Source organism: Bradyrhizobium sp. STM 3843 (genome assembly GCF_000239815.1).
Taxonomy (GTDB): Bacteria; Pseudomonadota; Alphaproteobacteria; order Rhizobiales; family Xanthobacteraceae; genus Bradyrhizobium.
Genome location: NZ_CAFK01000299.1, coordinates 290,802 through 304,232, shown reverse-complemented (window position 1 = coordinate 304,232; position 13,431 = coordinate 290,802). Strand labels below are relative to the sequence as shown.

General features: G+C 60.4%; 10 protein-coding genes and 1 pseudogene. 9 read left to right on the top strand and 2 right to left on the bottom strand.

The window, feature by feature from the left end:
- Window positions 1-276 precede the first annotated feature (276 nt).
- Both BRAS3843_RS31730 and BRAS3843_RS31725 read right to left on the bottom strand, forming a co-directional pair.
- The gene (locus tag BRAS3843_RS31730) at window positions 277-753 is read right to left on the bottom strand and encodes a DoxX family protein (RefSeq protein WP_008973297.1); all 477 of its coding nucleotides are present in this window, start codon (window positions 751-753) and stop codon (window positions 277-279) included.
- A gap of 404 nt (window positions 754-1,157) precedes the next feature.
- Window positions 1,158-2,084, bottom strand: a complete 927-nt coding sequence (locus BRAS3843_RS31725) for a LysR family transcriptional regulator (protein WP_008973296.1) — start codon at window positions 2,082-2,084, stop codon at window positions 1,158-1,160.
- Between the two features lie 300 nt (window positions 2,085-2,384).
- On the opposite strand from BRAS3843_RS31725, the gene BRAS3843_RS31720 reads away from it, so the two are divergent.
- From BRAS3843_RS31720 to BRAS3843_RS31680, 9 genes and pseudogenes are all read left to right on the top strand, one after another.
- On the top strand, window positions 2,385-4,037 hold the full coding sequence (locus BRAS3843_RS31720; RefSeq protein WP_008973295.1) for a thiamine pyrophosphate-dependent enzyme: 1,653 nt from the start codon (window positions 2,385-2,387) through the stop codon (window positions 4,035-4,037).
- 2 nt (window positions 4,038-4,039) lie between these two features.
- A complete protein-coding gene (locus BRAS3843_RS31715; protein ID WP_008973294.1) occupies window positions 4,040-5,548 on the top strand; it encodes an aldehyde dehydrogenase family protein in 1,509 nt (502 codons plus the stop codon).
- Between the two features lie 55 nt (window positions 5,549-5,603).
- A complete protein-coding gene (gene hpaE, locus BRAS3843_RS31710; RefSeq protein ID WP_008973293.1) occupies window positions 5,604-7,139 on the top strand; it encodes a 5-carboxymethyl-2-hydroxymuconate semialdehyde dehydrogenase in 1,536 nt (511 codons plus the stop codon).
- A 12-nt stretch (window positions 7,140-7,151) separates the two neighbouring features.
- Window positions 7,152-8,132: a 3,4-dihydroxyphenylacetate 2,3-dioxygenase gene (gene hpaD, locus BRAS3843_RS31705; RefSeq protein WP_008973292.1), complete on the top strand. Its 981-nt coding sequence runs from the start codon at window positions 7,152-7,154 to the stop codon at window positions 8,130-8,132.
- 17 nt (window positions 8,133-8,149) lie between these two features.
- A pseudogene (locus BRAS3843_RS31700) lies at window positions 8,150-8,623 on the top strand (aldehyde dehydrogenase family protein); the annotation flags it as partial.
- Between the two features lie 46 nt (window positions 8,624-8,669).
- Entirely contained in the window at window positions 8,670-9,818 is a 1,149-nt protein-coding gene (locus BRAS3843_RS31695) for an ABC transporter substrate-binding protein (protein WP_008973290.1), read from the top strand.
- A gap of 55 nt (window positions 9,819-9,873) precedes the next feature.
- Window positions 9,874-10,914 carry a branched-chain amino acid ABC transporter permease gene (locus BRAS3843_RS31690; protein ID WP_008973289.1) on the top strand — a complete coding sequence of 347 codons (1,041 nt, stop codon included), beginning with the start codon at window positions 9,874-9,876 and terminating at the stop codon, window positions 10,912-10,914.
- 5 nt (window positions 10,915-10,919) lie between these two features.
- On the top strand, window positions 10,920-12,686 hold the full coding sequence (locus BRAS3843_RS31685; RefSeq protein WP_008973288.1) for a branched-chain amino acid ABC transporter ATP-binding protein/permease: 1,767 nt from the start codon (window positions 10,920-10,922) through the stop codon (window positions 12,684-12,686).
- Complete coding sequence (locus tag BRAS3843_RS31680; RefSeq protein WP_008973287.1) at window positions 12,683-13,426, top strand: ABC transporter ATP-binding protein; 744 nt, start codon at window positions 12,683-12,685, stop codon at window positions 13,424-13,426. The genes BRAS3843_RS31685 and BRAS3843_RS31680 overlap by 4 nt, the downstream gene beginning before the upstream one ends.
- The last annotated feature ends 5 nt before the right edge of the window (window positions 13,427-13,431 follow it).

Sequence of the window (13,431 nt, the reverse complement as noted above, 5' to 3'; positions counted from 1 at the left end):
CAGACAGTCTCGCCTATTTTCCGCTCCAAAACCCTGTTGACGCATCGTCGGTGCGGCAGACGCCGGTTGCCTCGGGGCCGTCTTCGTTGCGGCCAAGCCGGTCAAGTTTGGCGTTCCCCTCGTGGCCCAGGCCAAGCGTCTGACTGCAGAATCCCGCGATTACCTGTTTCAGAAGGTCGGATACGGGCGAGGCTGAGTGCCCGAATGATGGACCGGCTGCGGCCATCCATCTTCACGCCATGCAGGCAATGCAGCCCGCATTCGAGGGGGCCTATCTCACTCCGCGGCGACGAGCCGCGTAACCGGATGCGCGGCGGTCTTGCGCGCTGCGAACCAAGCTTGCCAAGTGTGCAACGCCACGGCGAGCGAGCAAATTCCCCAGAACACCGGATACTCGTAGCCGCCGGTATTCCAAGTCCAGCCGAAACCCTTCACGACCTGAAGCGAGTAGACTGCAATCGCCATCAGCGCGGCGGAGCCGAGCGCCGCGAAACGAGTGCAAATGCCGAGTGTCAGTGCAACGGCAACAGACAGTTCAGCGGCGGCAGCGATGTAGACCCAAACCTCCGGAGGTGACAGGCCTGCAGCTGCGAAGAACTTCACGATTGGCGGATTGAGAACGCCGAAGGCGATGAATTTCCCGGCGGCGTGCGGCAGGTAAAACAGCCCGCAAGCGATCCGAATGATGTTTTCCATCTTCGTCAGATCGAAGTTCTCAGGTTTGATACGGAAGTCGTCGAGCGATAAGAGCATGGTCGGTCTCCTTGTTCGCTCGTTCATCGCACCAAGCTCGCAGTTCGCGTTGACACAGCTCAAGCTGCGTTCTCGTCCTGAGCGCGATTGGCGCTGAGTGGTGGACCGTGGTTACCCCTGAGTAATGGGGTTACTGGCGAGTAATCTGATCCTTGACAGACGGATGTCGACCGTCCGCAAGACATCCAGTAGCAATTTACTCGCGAATACGCGCGTCTGTTTGGAGTGCCGCCGGCTCGCGAGATCAAGGGAGTGAAGCGTGCAGCCGCTGCCTGACTGCGCATCTTGTTGTCGGCTCCACGTCAAGCGTCGACGTTTCTCGAACGGCCATTCTTGATACCGATAGCCGAGAGCCGGGCTTTGCATGAGCGTCGCGGCCGACTATTCAACGTCTCCGAGCGAACTCAGTCGCCCCTTCTTGGAGCCAAATTCCAGGCGCGGATCCATTGAATCACAAACTCGGCGAAAGCTTCGGCCGCCGGCGGAATCGAACGCCGTGAAGGCCGATAGAGACACACCTCGCGCACGGTCTCGGGTTTTGTGATGCGGCGCATCGTGAGCCCCAGTGGCCGAGCCACGACTCCGACATAGGCCGGAGCAGGCGTGGCGGCGAGCCCTTGCGCCGCTATGCCGAGGGCCGTGGTGATGTTATCGACAATCTGCGGTGGAGCGATCGGACTTGTGTTCGAAGCGGAGCTCCGCATCTGAGCGACGCTGACCTCGTGATCTCGGCTCGCGGCGACGAGGGCGACGTTGCGAAGGTCGTCCCAGCTCAGCACCTTCCTGGCCGCCAAGGGGTGTTCCGACGCAAACCACAGCACCCATGGGCTGCGAAAGATCGCCTCACGGATGACGGCTGGATCGGCGGGGCGGTCCGGCCCCACCGCCAGGTCGACGTCTCCCGCGGCGACCCGGTCCACGGTCAGATCGACGGGTACGTCTCGAATATGAATGGCAACATTCGGACGCTCTCGCCTGAATTCGCGCACGACCGCCGGCAATACGGCGCTCGCCAGGATCAATGGGGCGCCAATCCGGACAACGCCTGCGGCGCGGTTGCGAACGTCTGCTGCAGCAGTCTCGGCGAGTTGTACGTGCCGAAGGACAGTCTGGGCAATGCCTAGGAATTCGCGCCCGGCGCTCGATAGAGCAACGCGTCTGGTGCTGCGGTCGAACACGCGGAACCCCGTAATGGCCTCGAGCTCACTTACGAGCTGGCTGACGGCCGACGATGACAGGCCCAGTCGGTCGCCAGCGGCCGAGAAACTGAGAGTATCAGCGACAGCAACGAACGCTTCGAACTGCCGGATCGTGGTGCGGGTGAGGGACATGCCCCATTATTAAGCATTCCTGATCAATTGAAAAGAATCCATCGTTTGTCCTGGAGCGCTCTCCCGCGCAAGACTTGCCGCGCCAATTCACGACAGCGGTCGTGGTGGCTCTCAGTCACAATGATGAAGAGCGGAGCTCACCGGATGTGAAGCTACCGCCGTGACATTCGGAGGGAACTGTGCTCGATCCTCGTACGGCGCCTATGCCGCTCTCGCTCTTTGGCCGATCACCGGCGGGATGCTTTTGGCCGCCTTGCAGGCCCACAACTCGTGCATTCCGTACACGGACGAGCATCGGAAATGGTTGAGCACGAAACCACCGGCGAAAAGATCGCTCGTTCCCTGGTCGCGCACGGCGTCGATACGGTTTTCGGTATCCCCGGCGCGCACATGTATGACTTCAACGACGCTCTCTATAGCCGCCGTGTCGAGCTGCGCTTCATCCATACCAGGCACGAGCAAGGCGCCGGGTATATGGCCTACGGCTATGCCAAGTCGACCGCGAAGCCTGGGGTCTACTCGGTCGTGCCCGGCCCGGGAGTGCTTAACTCCGGCGCCGCACTTTGCACGGCCTACGGCGCAAATGCTCCCGTTCTCTGCGTCACCGGTAACATCATGTCGCACTTGATCGGGCAGGGGCGCGGCCAGCTACATGAGCTGCCCGATCAGCTTGCTACATTGCGGAGCTTCATCAAGGGCGCAGAGCGCATCACCCATCCAAGCGGCGTCTCCGACACCATGGCGAATCTGTTTACGCGCATGCTGTCGGGGCGTCCCGGACCGGTTGCCGTCGAGGCACCGTGGGACGTTTTCGGAACGAAAGGACCGGTGGGCGCACTCGCGGTCGGCGTTCCCAATCCTCCGCCGGCCATCGATCCTGATGCAATCGCCGCAGCCGCGGCACTCATCGCAAAGGCCAGGAATCCGATCATCATGGTTGGCGGCGGCGCTGTGGATGCAGGCGCCGAAGTTGCCGAACTGGCTGCGCGCCTTCAGGCGCCCGTCACGGCGCACCGCTCGGGCAAGGGGATCCTGCCTGATGATGACCCTCTGGCGTTCAATTCTGTCGCAGCCTTCGAGCACTGGAAGCGCGTCGACCTCCTGATCGGCATCGGCAGTCGCCTTGAGCTGCAATACATGCGCTGGCGATGGCTTCCGCCGGGGATCAAGGTCATCCGCATCGACATCGATCCGACCGAGATGGTCCGTCTGAAGCCAGATGTTGCCATTGTGGCGGATGCAGCAGCGGGGACCAAGGCTTTGACTGCCGCGATCAGCGGAGCATCATCTGGGTCGCGCCACGGCGAATTCCTCGAGATCAAGGCAAAAGCGCAGCGCGCCTTTTCGGAGGTGCAGCCGCAGATGGGCTATCTCGAGGCTATTCGCGCCGTACTGCCTCGCGACGGCTTTTTCGTCGAGGAAGTGAGCCAGATGGGCTTCACGGCGCGATTTGGCTTTCCCGTCTACGGACCTCGACAGTACGTTACATGCGGATATCAGGACAATCTTGGCTTCGGTTATAACAGCGCGCTCGGTGTCAAGGTCGCGCATCCGGACAAAGCCGTCGTTTCCGTCTCCGGGGACGGCGGGTTTCTGTTCGGACTCCAGGAGATGGCTACCGCGGTCCACCACCGCATCAACGTCGTTGCCATCGTCTTCAACAACTCATCATACGGCAACGTTGTGCGCGATCAGCGGCAGTCCTATCAGGGCCGCTTCATCGGGTCTGACTTGACTAACCCGGATTTCGTCAAGCTCGCTGAATCCTTCGGCATGCCTGCCTATCGTGCTGCATCCCCGGATGCCCTGAAGCGTGCGCTCGGAAAAGCCCTCGATCTCAACTCGCCGGCGCTCATCGAAGTGCCGATTGAAAAAGGCTCCGAAATAAGCCCTTGGCCGTTCATTCATCCGGCCGAGCCCAGCCGATCGTCGCCGGGCATGATCAAGGAGTGAGCATGACAATCCAAACCGGAATCGCAGCTCTACCCGTAAGCGAGGCCACAAAGGCCTTCCTCTCGAGCAAGCACAACCTCCTGATCGGCGGGCAGGACATCGGAACTCCCAGTGGCTCAGAAATTCCCGTGCATGATCCGGCGTCCGGGGCAGTCATCGCGGCCGTGCCCGCCGGAGGCAAAGCGGAGATCGATGCGGCGGTGGCCGCAGCCCGCTCTGCTCTCGAAGGACCGTGGTCGAACCATCGTCCTGCCGATCGCGAACGACTTCTGCTAAAGTTGGCGGATGCGGTTGAGGCCGATGGCCAACTGCTTGCAGAAGTGGAAACGGCCAACAACGGTCAATCGATCGGGATTGCGCAGGCCCTCGAGGTAGGGGCTTCCGCCGAACACCTGCGCTACATGGCGGGGTGGGCGACCAAGATCTACGGTCAAACACTCGAGGTTTCGATTCCAATTCCGCCCGGCACCCGCTATCGCGCGATGACGCGGAAAGAGCCCGTTGGCGTCGTCGGCGTCATCGTTCCCTGGAACTTCCCGCTACTGATGGCGGTCTGGAAGATTGCGCCGGCGCTGGCTGCCGGGTGCACTGTCGTCCTCAAACCGGCAGAGGAGACACCGCTGACGGCGCTGAGGCTTGGGCAACTGATCCGGGAGGTCGGTTTTCCCGAGGGTGTCGTCAATGTCGTGACTGGCTATGGTCACGAGGCCGGTGGAGCGTTGTGCTCCCACCCGGGGATTGACAAGGTCGCCTTCACCGGCTCGACCGAGGTCGGCAAGCTCATCGGACATGCCGCAATTGACAATATGACGCGCTTCTCGCTTGAGCTCGGCGGGAAATCACCGATGGTGATGTTCGATGACATGAATCCCGAGTTGTTCGGGCTCGCCGCCAATCTCGGCGTCTACTTCAATCAAGGTCAGGTTTGCACGTGCGGTTCGCGCGTCTACATCCAGAAATCGATCTTCGACAAGTTGGTTGAGACCTTTGTTGGCGTCGCCAACAGTCTGAAGATCGGCTCTGGTTTCGATCCCGCCAACCAGATCAATCCGCTTGTTTCGGCCAAGCAGCAATCGCGTGTTCTTTCGCTGATTGAACGAGGCATAACTGAGGGCGCCACAATTGCAGCAGGCGGAGCTTCAGCCGGTGATGCTGGCTACTTCGTCAAGCCGACCGTCATTGTCGGCGCCAAGAAGACAAACACGCTGGTGCGCGAGGAAATTTTCGGACCGGTGGTTACTCTCCTTCCATTCACCGACATGGCAGACGCCGTCGCTCAGGCGAACGATACGGAATACGGGCTCTCTGCCTCGGTCTGGTCGCGCGATATCGATCGCTGCTTCACGTTTGCGGATGCCGTCAAGGCGGGCACGGTGTGGATCAACACGCATAACGTGGTCGACCCGAATATGCCGTTCGGCGGCTACAAGCAATCCGGTCTCGGTCGCGAACACGGAGCCGTTGCTGTCGAGAATTATCTCGAAACCAAGGCGATTTGTCTGGCGCTCTAGCTGCCCCCGAAACAATCGGCCTAGTCAATACACGTCATCCACCGGGAGAAGCATGATGGGCGAGCCCAAGACGCTTGCGGCTAATCAGAAGAGAGCGGAAGCGTTCCTCGACGGGTTCGCGCGAGCGACCGTGCCGCATTTCATCAATGGCGAACCCACGTTGTCAGTCTCCGGAGATACCTTCGACACGCTCGACCCGACCACGAACGCGAAACAATGCACGGTTGCATCCGGTCACGCGGCGGATGTCGCCAAGGCTGCACAGGCAGCAGCCGATGCTTTCCGAATCTGGCGGGACATCTCGGGCACGAAGCGCCGGGCGATCCTCCATGCCATTGCCGATGCCGTCGAGGCTCGTTCCGACGAGATCGCTTTGGTCGAATCATCGGATACCGGACAGCCGATCCGTTATATGGCGAAGGCGGCGCTGCGAGGCGCTGAAAATTTCCGCTTCTATGCGGACCGCGCCCCTGGTGCTGCCGACGGGTTGTCGCTGCCGGACGGCGACCATCTCAATTATACCATGCGTCAGCCGATCGGACCGGTGGGGGTCATTACGCCCTGGAACACCCCGTTCATGCTGTCGACCTGGAAGATCGCGCCAGCGCTCGCCGCGGGCTGTACTGTCGTTCACAAGCCGGCCGAGTGGAGTCCGCTCTCGGCGGTGATACTTACCGAGATCATGGACACGGTCATTCGCGCGCATGGCGGTCCGGCTGGCGTCGTAAACCTCGTTCACGGACTAGGGGAGAGCGCAGGGAAGGCGCTTACCGAGCACGACGCCATCAAGGCCGTTGCCTTCGTCGGCGAAACCACAACGGGCTCGCACATCATGCGGCAAGGCGCAGCGACATTGAAGCGCGTCCACTTCGAGCTCGGCGGAAAGAACCCAGTCATCGTATTCGATGATGCCGATCTGGAGCGTGCGCTCGATGCAGTGCTCTTCATGATCTATTCGCTAAACGGGGAGCGTTGCACGTCCTCGTCGCGGGCGCTTGTACAGAAGTCGATTTACGCCGAATTCGCTGCGAAGGCCGCCGATCGTGTCGCGGCAATCAAGGTTGGGCATCCACTCGATCCGGCGACCGAGATCGGCCCGCTGATTCACCCGCGTCATGCCGAGAAGGTCTTGAGCTATCCGGATTTAGCTCGAGATGCTGGAGCTACGGTCGCGGTCGGCGGCGGTCGCGCTTGCGGGGGAGCGGGTAACTATGTGGAGCCGACGCTGTTTACGAATGCGGCCAACGACATGCGGATCGCGCAGGAGGAGATATTTGGGCCGGTCCTCACCATGATCCCGTTTGCAGACGAATTTGAGGCGACCAAGATCGCCAACGATGTGCGCTACGGGCTCACCGGCTACATTTGGACGCGCGACGTGGGCCGGGCGCACCGCGTCGCTCGCGATCTCGACGCCGGCATGATTTGGGTCAATTCGGAGAACGTGCGTCATCTACCGACGCCGTTCGGCGGCGTGAAGCAGTCGGGCATTGGCCGCGATGGTGGAGACTATTCCTTCGACTTCTACATGGAGACGAAGAACATCGCGATTGCCTACGATAGCCACAAAATTCCACGCGTTGGGGCATGAGAGGGAAGAACGATGGCGATTCCTGCGAGTGTCTTGTATCCGCCTTTTAACATCGTTCGGCTAAGCCATATCGTGCTGACGGTGACCGATCTGGAAGCGGCGCGCGCCTTCTATGCCGATACGCTCGGCCTCCAGGTCACGGCAGAGGACAACAGCCGCATCTACCTGCGCGCCCTCGAGGAGCGCGGTCATCATTGCATCATTCTTGAAAAGGGATCCACCGGCCTTGCCAACGAGCTCGGCTTCAAGGTGTTTGATGAAGATCATCTCGATCGCGCAAAGGCGTTCTTCGAGGGGATGGGTTTGCCGACAAAGTGGGTCGATGTGCCCTATCAGGGCCGTACCTTCCGAACGCGGGATCCGCTCGGCATTCCCCTCGAATTCTATGCGCAGATGGATCGACTGCCGCCGATCCATCAGAAGTACTCACTCTACAAGGGCGTGAGGCCACTGCGGATCGATCACTTCAATTGTTTCTCACCGGATGTGCGGGCTTCGGTTGGGTTCTACAACTCACTTGGTTTTCGGATGACCGAATATACCGATACTGAGGATGGGTCAGAACTCTGGGCGGCCTGGATGCACCGCAAAGGCGGGGTTCACGACATTGCGTTCACGAATGGCCTCGGTCCAAGGCTCCATCACGTCGCCTTTTGGGTGCCGACCCCGCTGAATATCATCGACCTGCTCGATGTGATGTCGACGACCGGCTACGTCGGAAACATCGAGCGGGGTCCGGGCCGGCACGGCATCTCGAACGCCTTCTTTCTTTATATCCGCGATCGCGACGGCCATCGAACCGAGATCTATTGCTCGGACTATCAAACCGTTGATCCGGACCTCGAGCCGATCCGGTGGGACTTAAAGGATCCGCAGCGACAGACCTTGTGGGGTGCTCCCGCGCCGCGCTCCTGGTTCGAAGAGGGCAGCCTCTTTCGCGACGTCAGTCCCGCGGCGTCGAAGCTCAAAGCGACCCCAATTGTGGCCCCCTGAAACCTCAAGGCTTGCACATGAAACTTAGGGATCCCGGGCTTCTGCGCGAGGCCGCATTCGTGGGCGGCCGCTGGATCGAAGCGGACGCCAATCGCGCCGTTGAGGTTCGCGATCCAGCGACCGACGAACTCGTCGGGCGGGTGCCGAAGCTAGGTGCGCCGGAGGCCGCCGTCGCGATCGAGGGGGCGCGCAAAGCGCAGGCGGAGTGGGCGGCGCGTACCGCCAAGGAGCGCGCAGCCATTCTTCGTCCCTGGTTCGAACTCGTATTGGCGAACCAGGACGATCTCGGCCGGATATTGACGCGAGAGCAGGGCAAGCCGCTGCCGGAGGCGGTAGGCGAAATTGCCTACGGTGCAAGCTTCATCGAATGGTTCGCGGAGGAGGCCAGGCGCGTCTATGGCGATATCGTTCCCGGACACGCGCCCGACAAGCGTGTCTTCGTGCTGAAGCAGCCAGTCGGAGTGGTCGGCGCCATCACCCCCTGGAATTTTCTGCCTGGGCGGCCTCTGAGCAACTAAGCATTTTGAGGAGAAACTAATGAACCGGATTGTTTTCGCAGCCGCGGCAGTCTTCGCACTCCTGCCGCTCAGCGCCAGGGCGGGAGATGAAGGCAAGGAGATCGTGATCGGCATTACGCTGTCGACCACGGGACCGGCTGCGGCACTTGGCATTCCCGAGCGCAACGCACTGGACTTCGTTCCCAAGGAGATCGGCGGCGTCAAGTTGAAGGTCATTGCCCTAGACGACGGCGGCGATCCTACGAACGCGACAAACAATGCCCGGCGTTTCGTAACGGAGGCCAACGCCGACATCATTATGGGCTCCTCGGTGACGCCGCCGACGATTGCGGTATCGACGGTTGCCAACGAAGCCGGCGTTCCGCATTTTGGCTTGGCGCCGATGCCATTTACTGCGGCAAGACTGAAATGGTCCGTCGACTTGCCTCAGCCGATCCCCGTTGTCGGGAAGGTTCTCTATGATCACATGAAGAAGAACGGCGTCAAAACCGTGGGGTTCATCGGCTATTCCGATTCCTACGGCGATCTCTGGATGAACGATCTAAAAGCCCAAGCGGCAGCGATGGGAATTCAGATCGTTGCGGACGAACGTTACGCCCGGCCCGATACCTCCGTCACGGGACAGGTTCTGAAGCTGGTGGCCGCCAATCCCGACGCCATCCTGGTCGGTGCATCCGGCACTGCAGCTGCGCTACCGCAGGTCGAGCTCCGCGAGCGCGGCTACAAGGGCCCAATTTATCAGTCTCATGGCGCTGCCAGCATGGACTTCATCCGCATAGCAGGAAACGCGGCCGAAGGCGTTTTCATTGCCGCAGGTCCCGTCATGGCGCCGGAAGGCCAGGATGACCAATCTCTCACCAAGAAGCCCGGCCTAGCTCTCGACACCGCCTATGAGACGAAATACGGCCCAAATAGCCGGAGCCAGTTTGCCGCACATTCCTATGATGCGTTTGAGATTCTCAAGCGCGTTCTTCCCATTGCCTTGAAGCATGCATCCCCCGGAACGCCGGAGTTTCGTGAAGCGATTCGCAAGGCGCTACTGAGTGAAAAGGAGATTGCAGCAAGTCAGGGCGTCTACAATTTTACCGAACAGGATCGCAGCGGCGTCGACGAGCGCTCCCGCATTCTGCTGACGGTGAAGAACGGCAAGTACCAGGTCGTAAAATGATCCTGCGGATGTCATTCGGTAACCGCAAAGCTCGCAACGCTCGGAGAGCAAGATCGTGAACACGACAATCCTGCTGCTTCTGGCCCAGGACGGGGTCACGAACGGCGCCATCTATGCCCTGCTCGGGTTTGGACTGGTGCTGGTCTTTGCGGTTACGCGTGTGATCCTTATTCCGCAGGGCGAATTCATCACCTTCGGCGCGTTGACCTATGCCGCTCTGGCGTCAGGGAAGCTTCCGGGTACTGCCGAGCTTGCCTGCGCTCTTGGCTTCGTCGCGTTCTGCGTGGAGATGTTCAGCATACGCCATCAGTTCACGACGGGACGACTCGTTCGTGCGACTGCTCTCTATATCCTTGCTCCGGCTCTCGCTCTCGTACTCGCGCAGTTTGCCTGCAGGGGTACGAGCAGCGCGACGATCAATATCGCACTGTCCTTGATGATCGTCGGCCCGATCGGCCTTTACCTCTATCGCATTGCCTATCAACCGATCGCTCACGCCTCGGTGTTGGTCCTGCTGATTGCCTCGGTCGGCGTACATCTCGCGTTGCAGGGTTTGGCCTTGCTTTTCTTTGGGGCTGAAGGCATGCGTGCGCCTACGATTACAGATGTCGCCGCATCGATCGGCCCGTTGCGCGTGACCGGCCAGACTTTGGCAGTCTACATCGTCGCCGCATCTCTGATCGTCGCGCTCTGGCTATTCTTCGGCCACACGGTCTACGGCAAGGCGTTACGCGCGACGGCTGTCAATCGCATCGGCGCTCGGCTGGTCGGAATCCGCACCGTCTTGTCCGGTCAGATCGCGTTTATGCTTGCCGCGGGCATCGGTGCAATCTCGGGTATCCTCATCGTACCGATGACGACCATCTACTACGATAGCGGGTTTCTAATAGGGCTGAAGGGATTCATCGCCGCGATCGTCGGTGGCCTCGCCAGCTATCCGCTAACGGCCGCTGCTGCCGTCGCTGTCGGCATCGTCGAGGCCTTCTCGTCGTTCTATGCAAGCAACTTCAAGGAAGTGATCGTCTTTGCCCTAATCGTGCCGGTGCTTCTGGCTCGCTCCTTGTCAGCGCCAATAATGGAAGAAGAGAAGGACTGAAGACGATGTCGCAGCGCTGGTCAATCGCGCTTTTTGCATTGGTGATGGCACTGTTCCCGGTGCTTCCGGGGATTCCGCCCTTCTGGATGGTGCTGCTGGACAATATTGGACTGGCGGCGCTGGTCGCTCTTGGTCTCGTCCTGCTGACTGGAGTGGGTGGCCTTACGTCGTTCGGTCAAGCGGCCTTCTGCGGCTTTGGCGCGTACACAACGGCGGTGCTGACCACGTCCTTCGGCTTGTCTCCTTGGCTTACTCTTCCGGCTTCGTTGCTGGTCACCGGTTTGCTCGCGGTGGTGCTCGGACTTATAACCGTTCGCCTCTCTGGCCACTACCTTCCGCTTGGGACCATTGCCTGGGGGCTCAGCGTTTACTATCTCTTCAGCAAGCTCGAATTCCTCGGACGAAACGACGGCATCTCCGGCATTCCGCCGATATCGATCGGTTCGCTGAAGATGATGAGTGCCGGCTCGATCTACTATGTGATCTGGAGCGCGGTCCTCATCAGCTCACTCTTGACACTGAATCTCCTGGACTCCCGGCTCGGGCGGGCGATTCGTGCGTTGCGTCGCGGGCATCTCGCCGCGGAAGCTTTCGGCGTGCAGACTGCACGAGCGAAGCTCCTGGTTTTCATCTATGCCGCAATCCTCGCCGGGCTTTCGGGTTGGCTCTACGCGCATTTTCTGCGAGCGGTGAACCCGACCCCGTTCGGGGCACAAGCGGGTATCGAATATCTGTTTATCGCCGTGGTCGGCGGCGCAGGCTACGTTTGGGGAGCCGTGCTCGGCTCAGGAATCGTCGTGATCCTCCAGGAAATCCTGAAGAGCGAGATGTTTTCCGCATTAGGTGAAGGGCAACTCGAAATCGTCGTCTTTGGTGTGCTGCTCGTGGTCCTGCTGCAGGCCGCTCCCGGGGGCGTCTGGCCACGCGTAGCTGCATTCTGGCCGTTCGAACGTCGCTCAGACAAATTGCCTGCGGGAGAGCGCTTGGCCGCGCGTCCTAAGGTCGATATCGCCGGAAAGATGCTGCTTGAGGTGCAAGGTGCACGAAAGCAGTTCGGAGGCGTCGTGGCCGTGAACGACGTCAGTTTTAAGATCTCGCCGCGCCAGATTGTTGCCCTGATCGGTCCCAACGGCGCAGGCAAGAGCACCACGTTCAACTTGATCACGGGGGTGCTGGCGGCGACCTCTGGGAAAATTTCTATGCTGGGGCGACCTATTATCGGTTTACCTCCGCAGGAGATCGTCCGACGCGGTATCGCCCGCACCTTCCAGCACGTAAAGCTGGTGCCCGACATGACCGTGCTGGAGAATGTCGCGATTGGCACGCATTTGCGCGGTCACGCAGGCGCCATCGCAAGCATGTTGCGGCTTGACCGCCGCGATGAAGCGAGGCTGCTGGCGGAAGCGGCGCGGCAGATCAAGCGGGTCGGGCTCGAGGGTCAGATGTACCAGCTCGCGGGCAACCTGGCGCTGGGGCAACAGCGCATCGTCGAGATTGCGCGGGCTCTATGCGCGGATCCGATCCTGCTCCTGCTCGACGAGCCGGCCGCCGGCCTGCGTCACAACGAGAAGCAGCAGCTTGCGGCTTTGCTTCGTCAGCTCAAACACGAGGGAATGTCGATCTTGCTGGTCGAGCATGACATGGGTTTCGTCATGAACCTCGCAGAACAGATCGTGGTTCTCGATTTCGGAACGAAGATCGCTGAAGGCGCGCCGTCCGAGATCAAATCCAACCCTGACGTAGTTCGCGCCTATCTCGGAGTTGCGGCATGACCGAGATGCTGCTGTCGGTGAAGAATGCTTCGGTATCGTACGGCAAGGTGGAGGCCGTTAGGGAGGTTTCGCTCGACGTCGCGCCCGGCGAGATCGTCACAATCGTCGGAGCGAACGGTGCCGGTAAGACCACTCTTCTGAACTCCATCATGGGAATTTTGCCCTTTCGGGGCCAGGTGCAGATCGATGGGTGCCGTTTCGAGCGGCTGGACATCGAGGACCGGGTCGCGGCCGGTCTATTTTTGGTACCGGAACATCGTGAATTGTTTACCAGCATGACCGTCGCAGACAATCTAGTGCTCGGCGGATTTCGGACGAGTCGGTCCAGCGCCACTGCAGCGCTGCAGCGGGTCTATGCGATGTTTCCTCGCCTTAAGGAGCGGCGCCTTCAACTCGCCGGGACACTGTCCGGAGGTGAGCAGCAAATGTTGGCGATGGGGCGCGCGCTCATGGGAGAGCCGAAGCTCTTGATGCTTGACGAGCCCAGTCTTGGCCTCGCACCTCGCATCGTTGCTGACATCTTCACAATCATTGGAGATCTGAGAGCCGCCGGAATTGCCGTGTTGCTCGTCGAGCAGAACGCTCAAGCGGCCCTCCGGATAGCTGACCGCGCCTACGTTATGGAGCTTGGCAGCTTTGTGCTGGGTGGAGCCGCGTCGAAGATTGCGGGAGACCCCAGAGTCGTGGCGAGCTATCTCGGATTTGAGCAGGGCATGTCTCATCAAGAAACGGCGTCGTAGTTCGG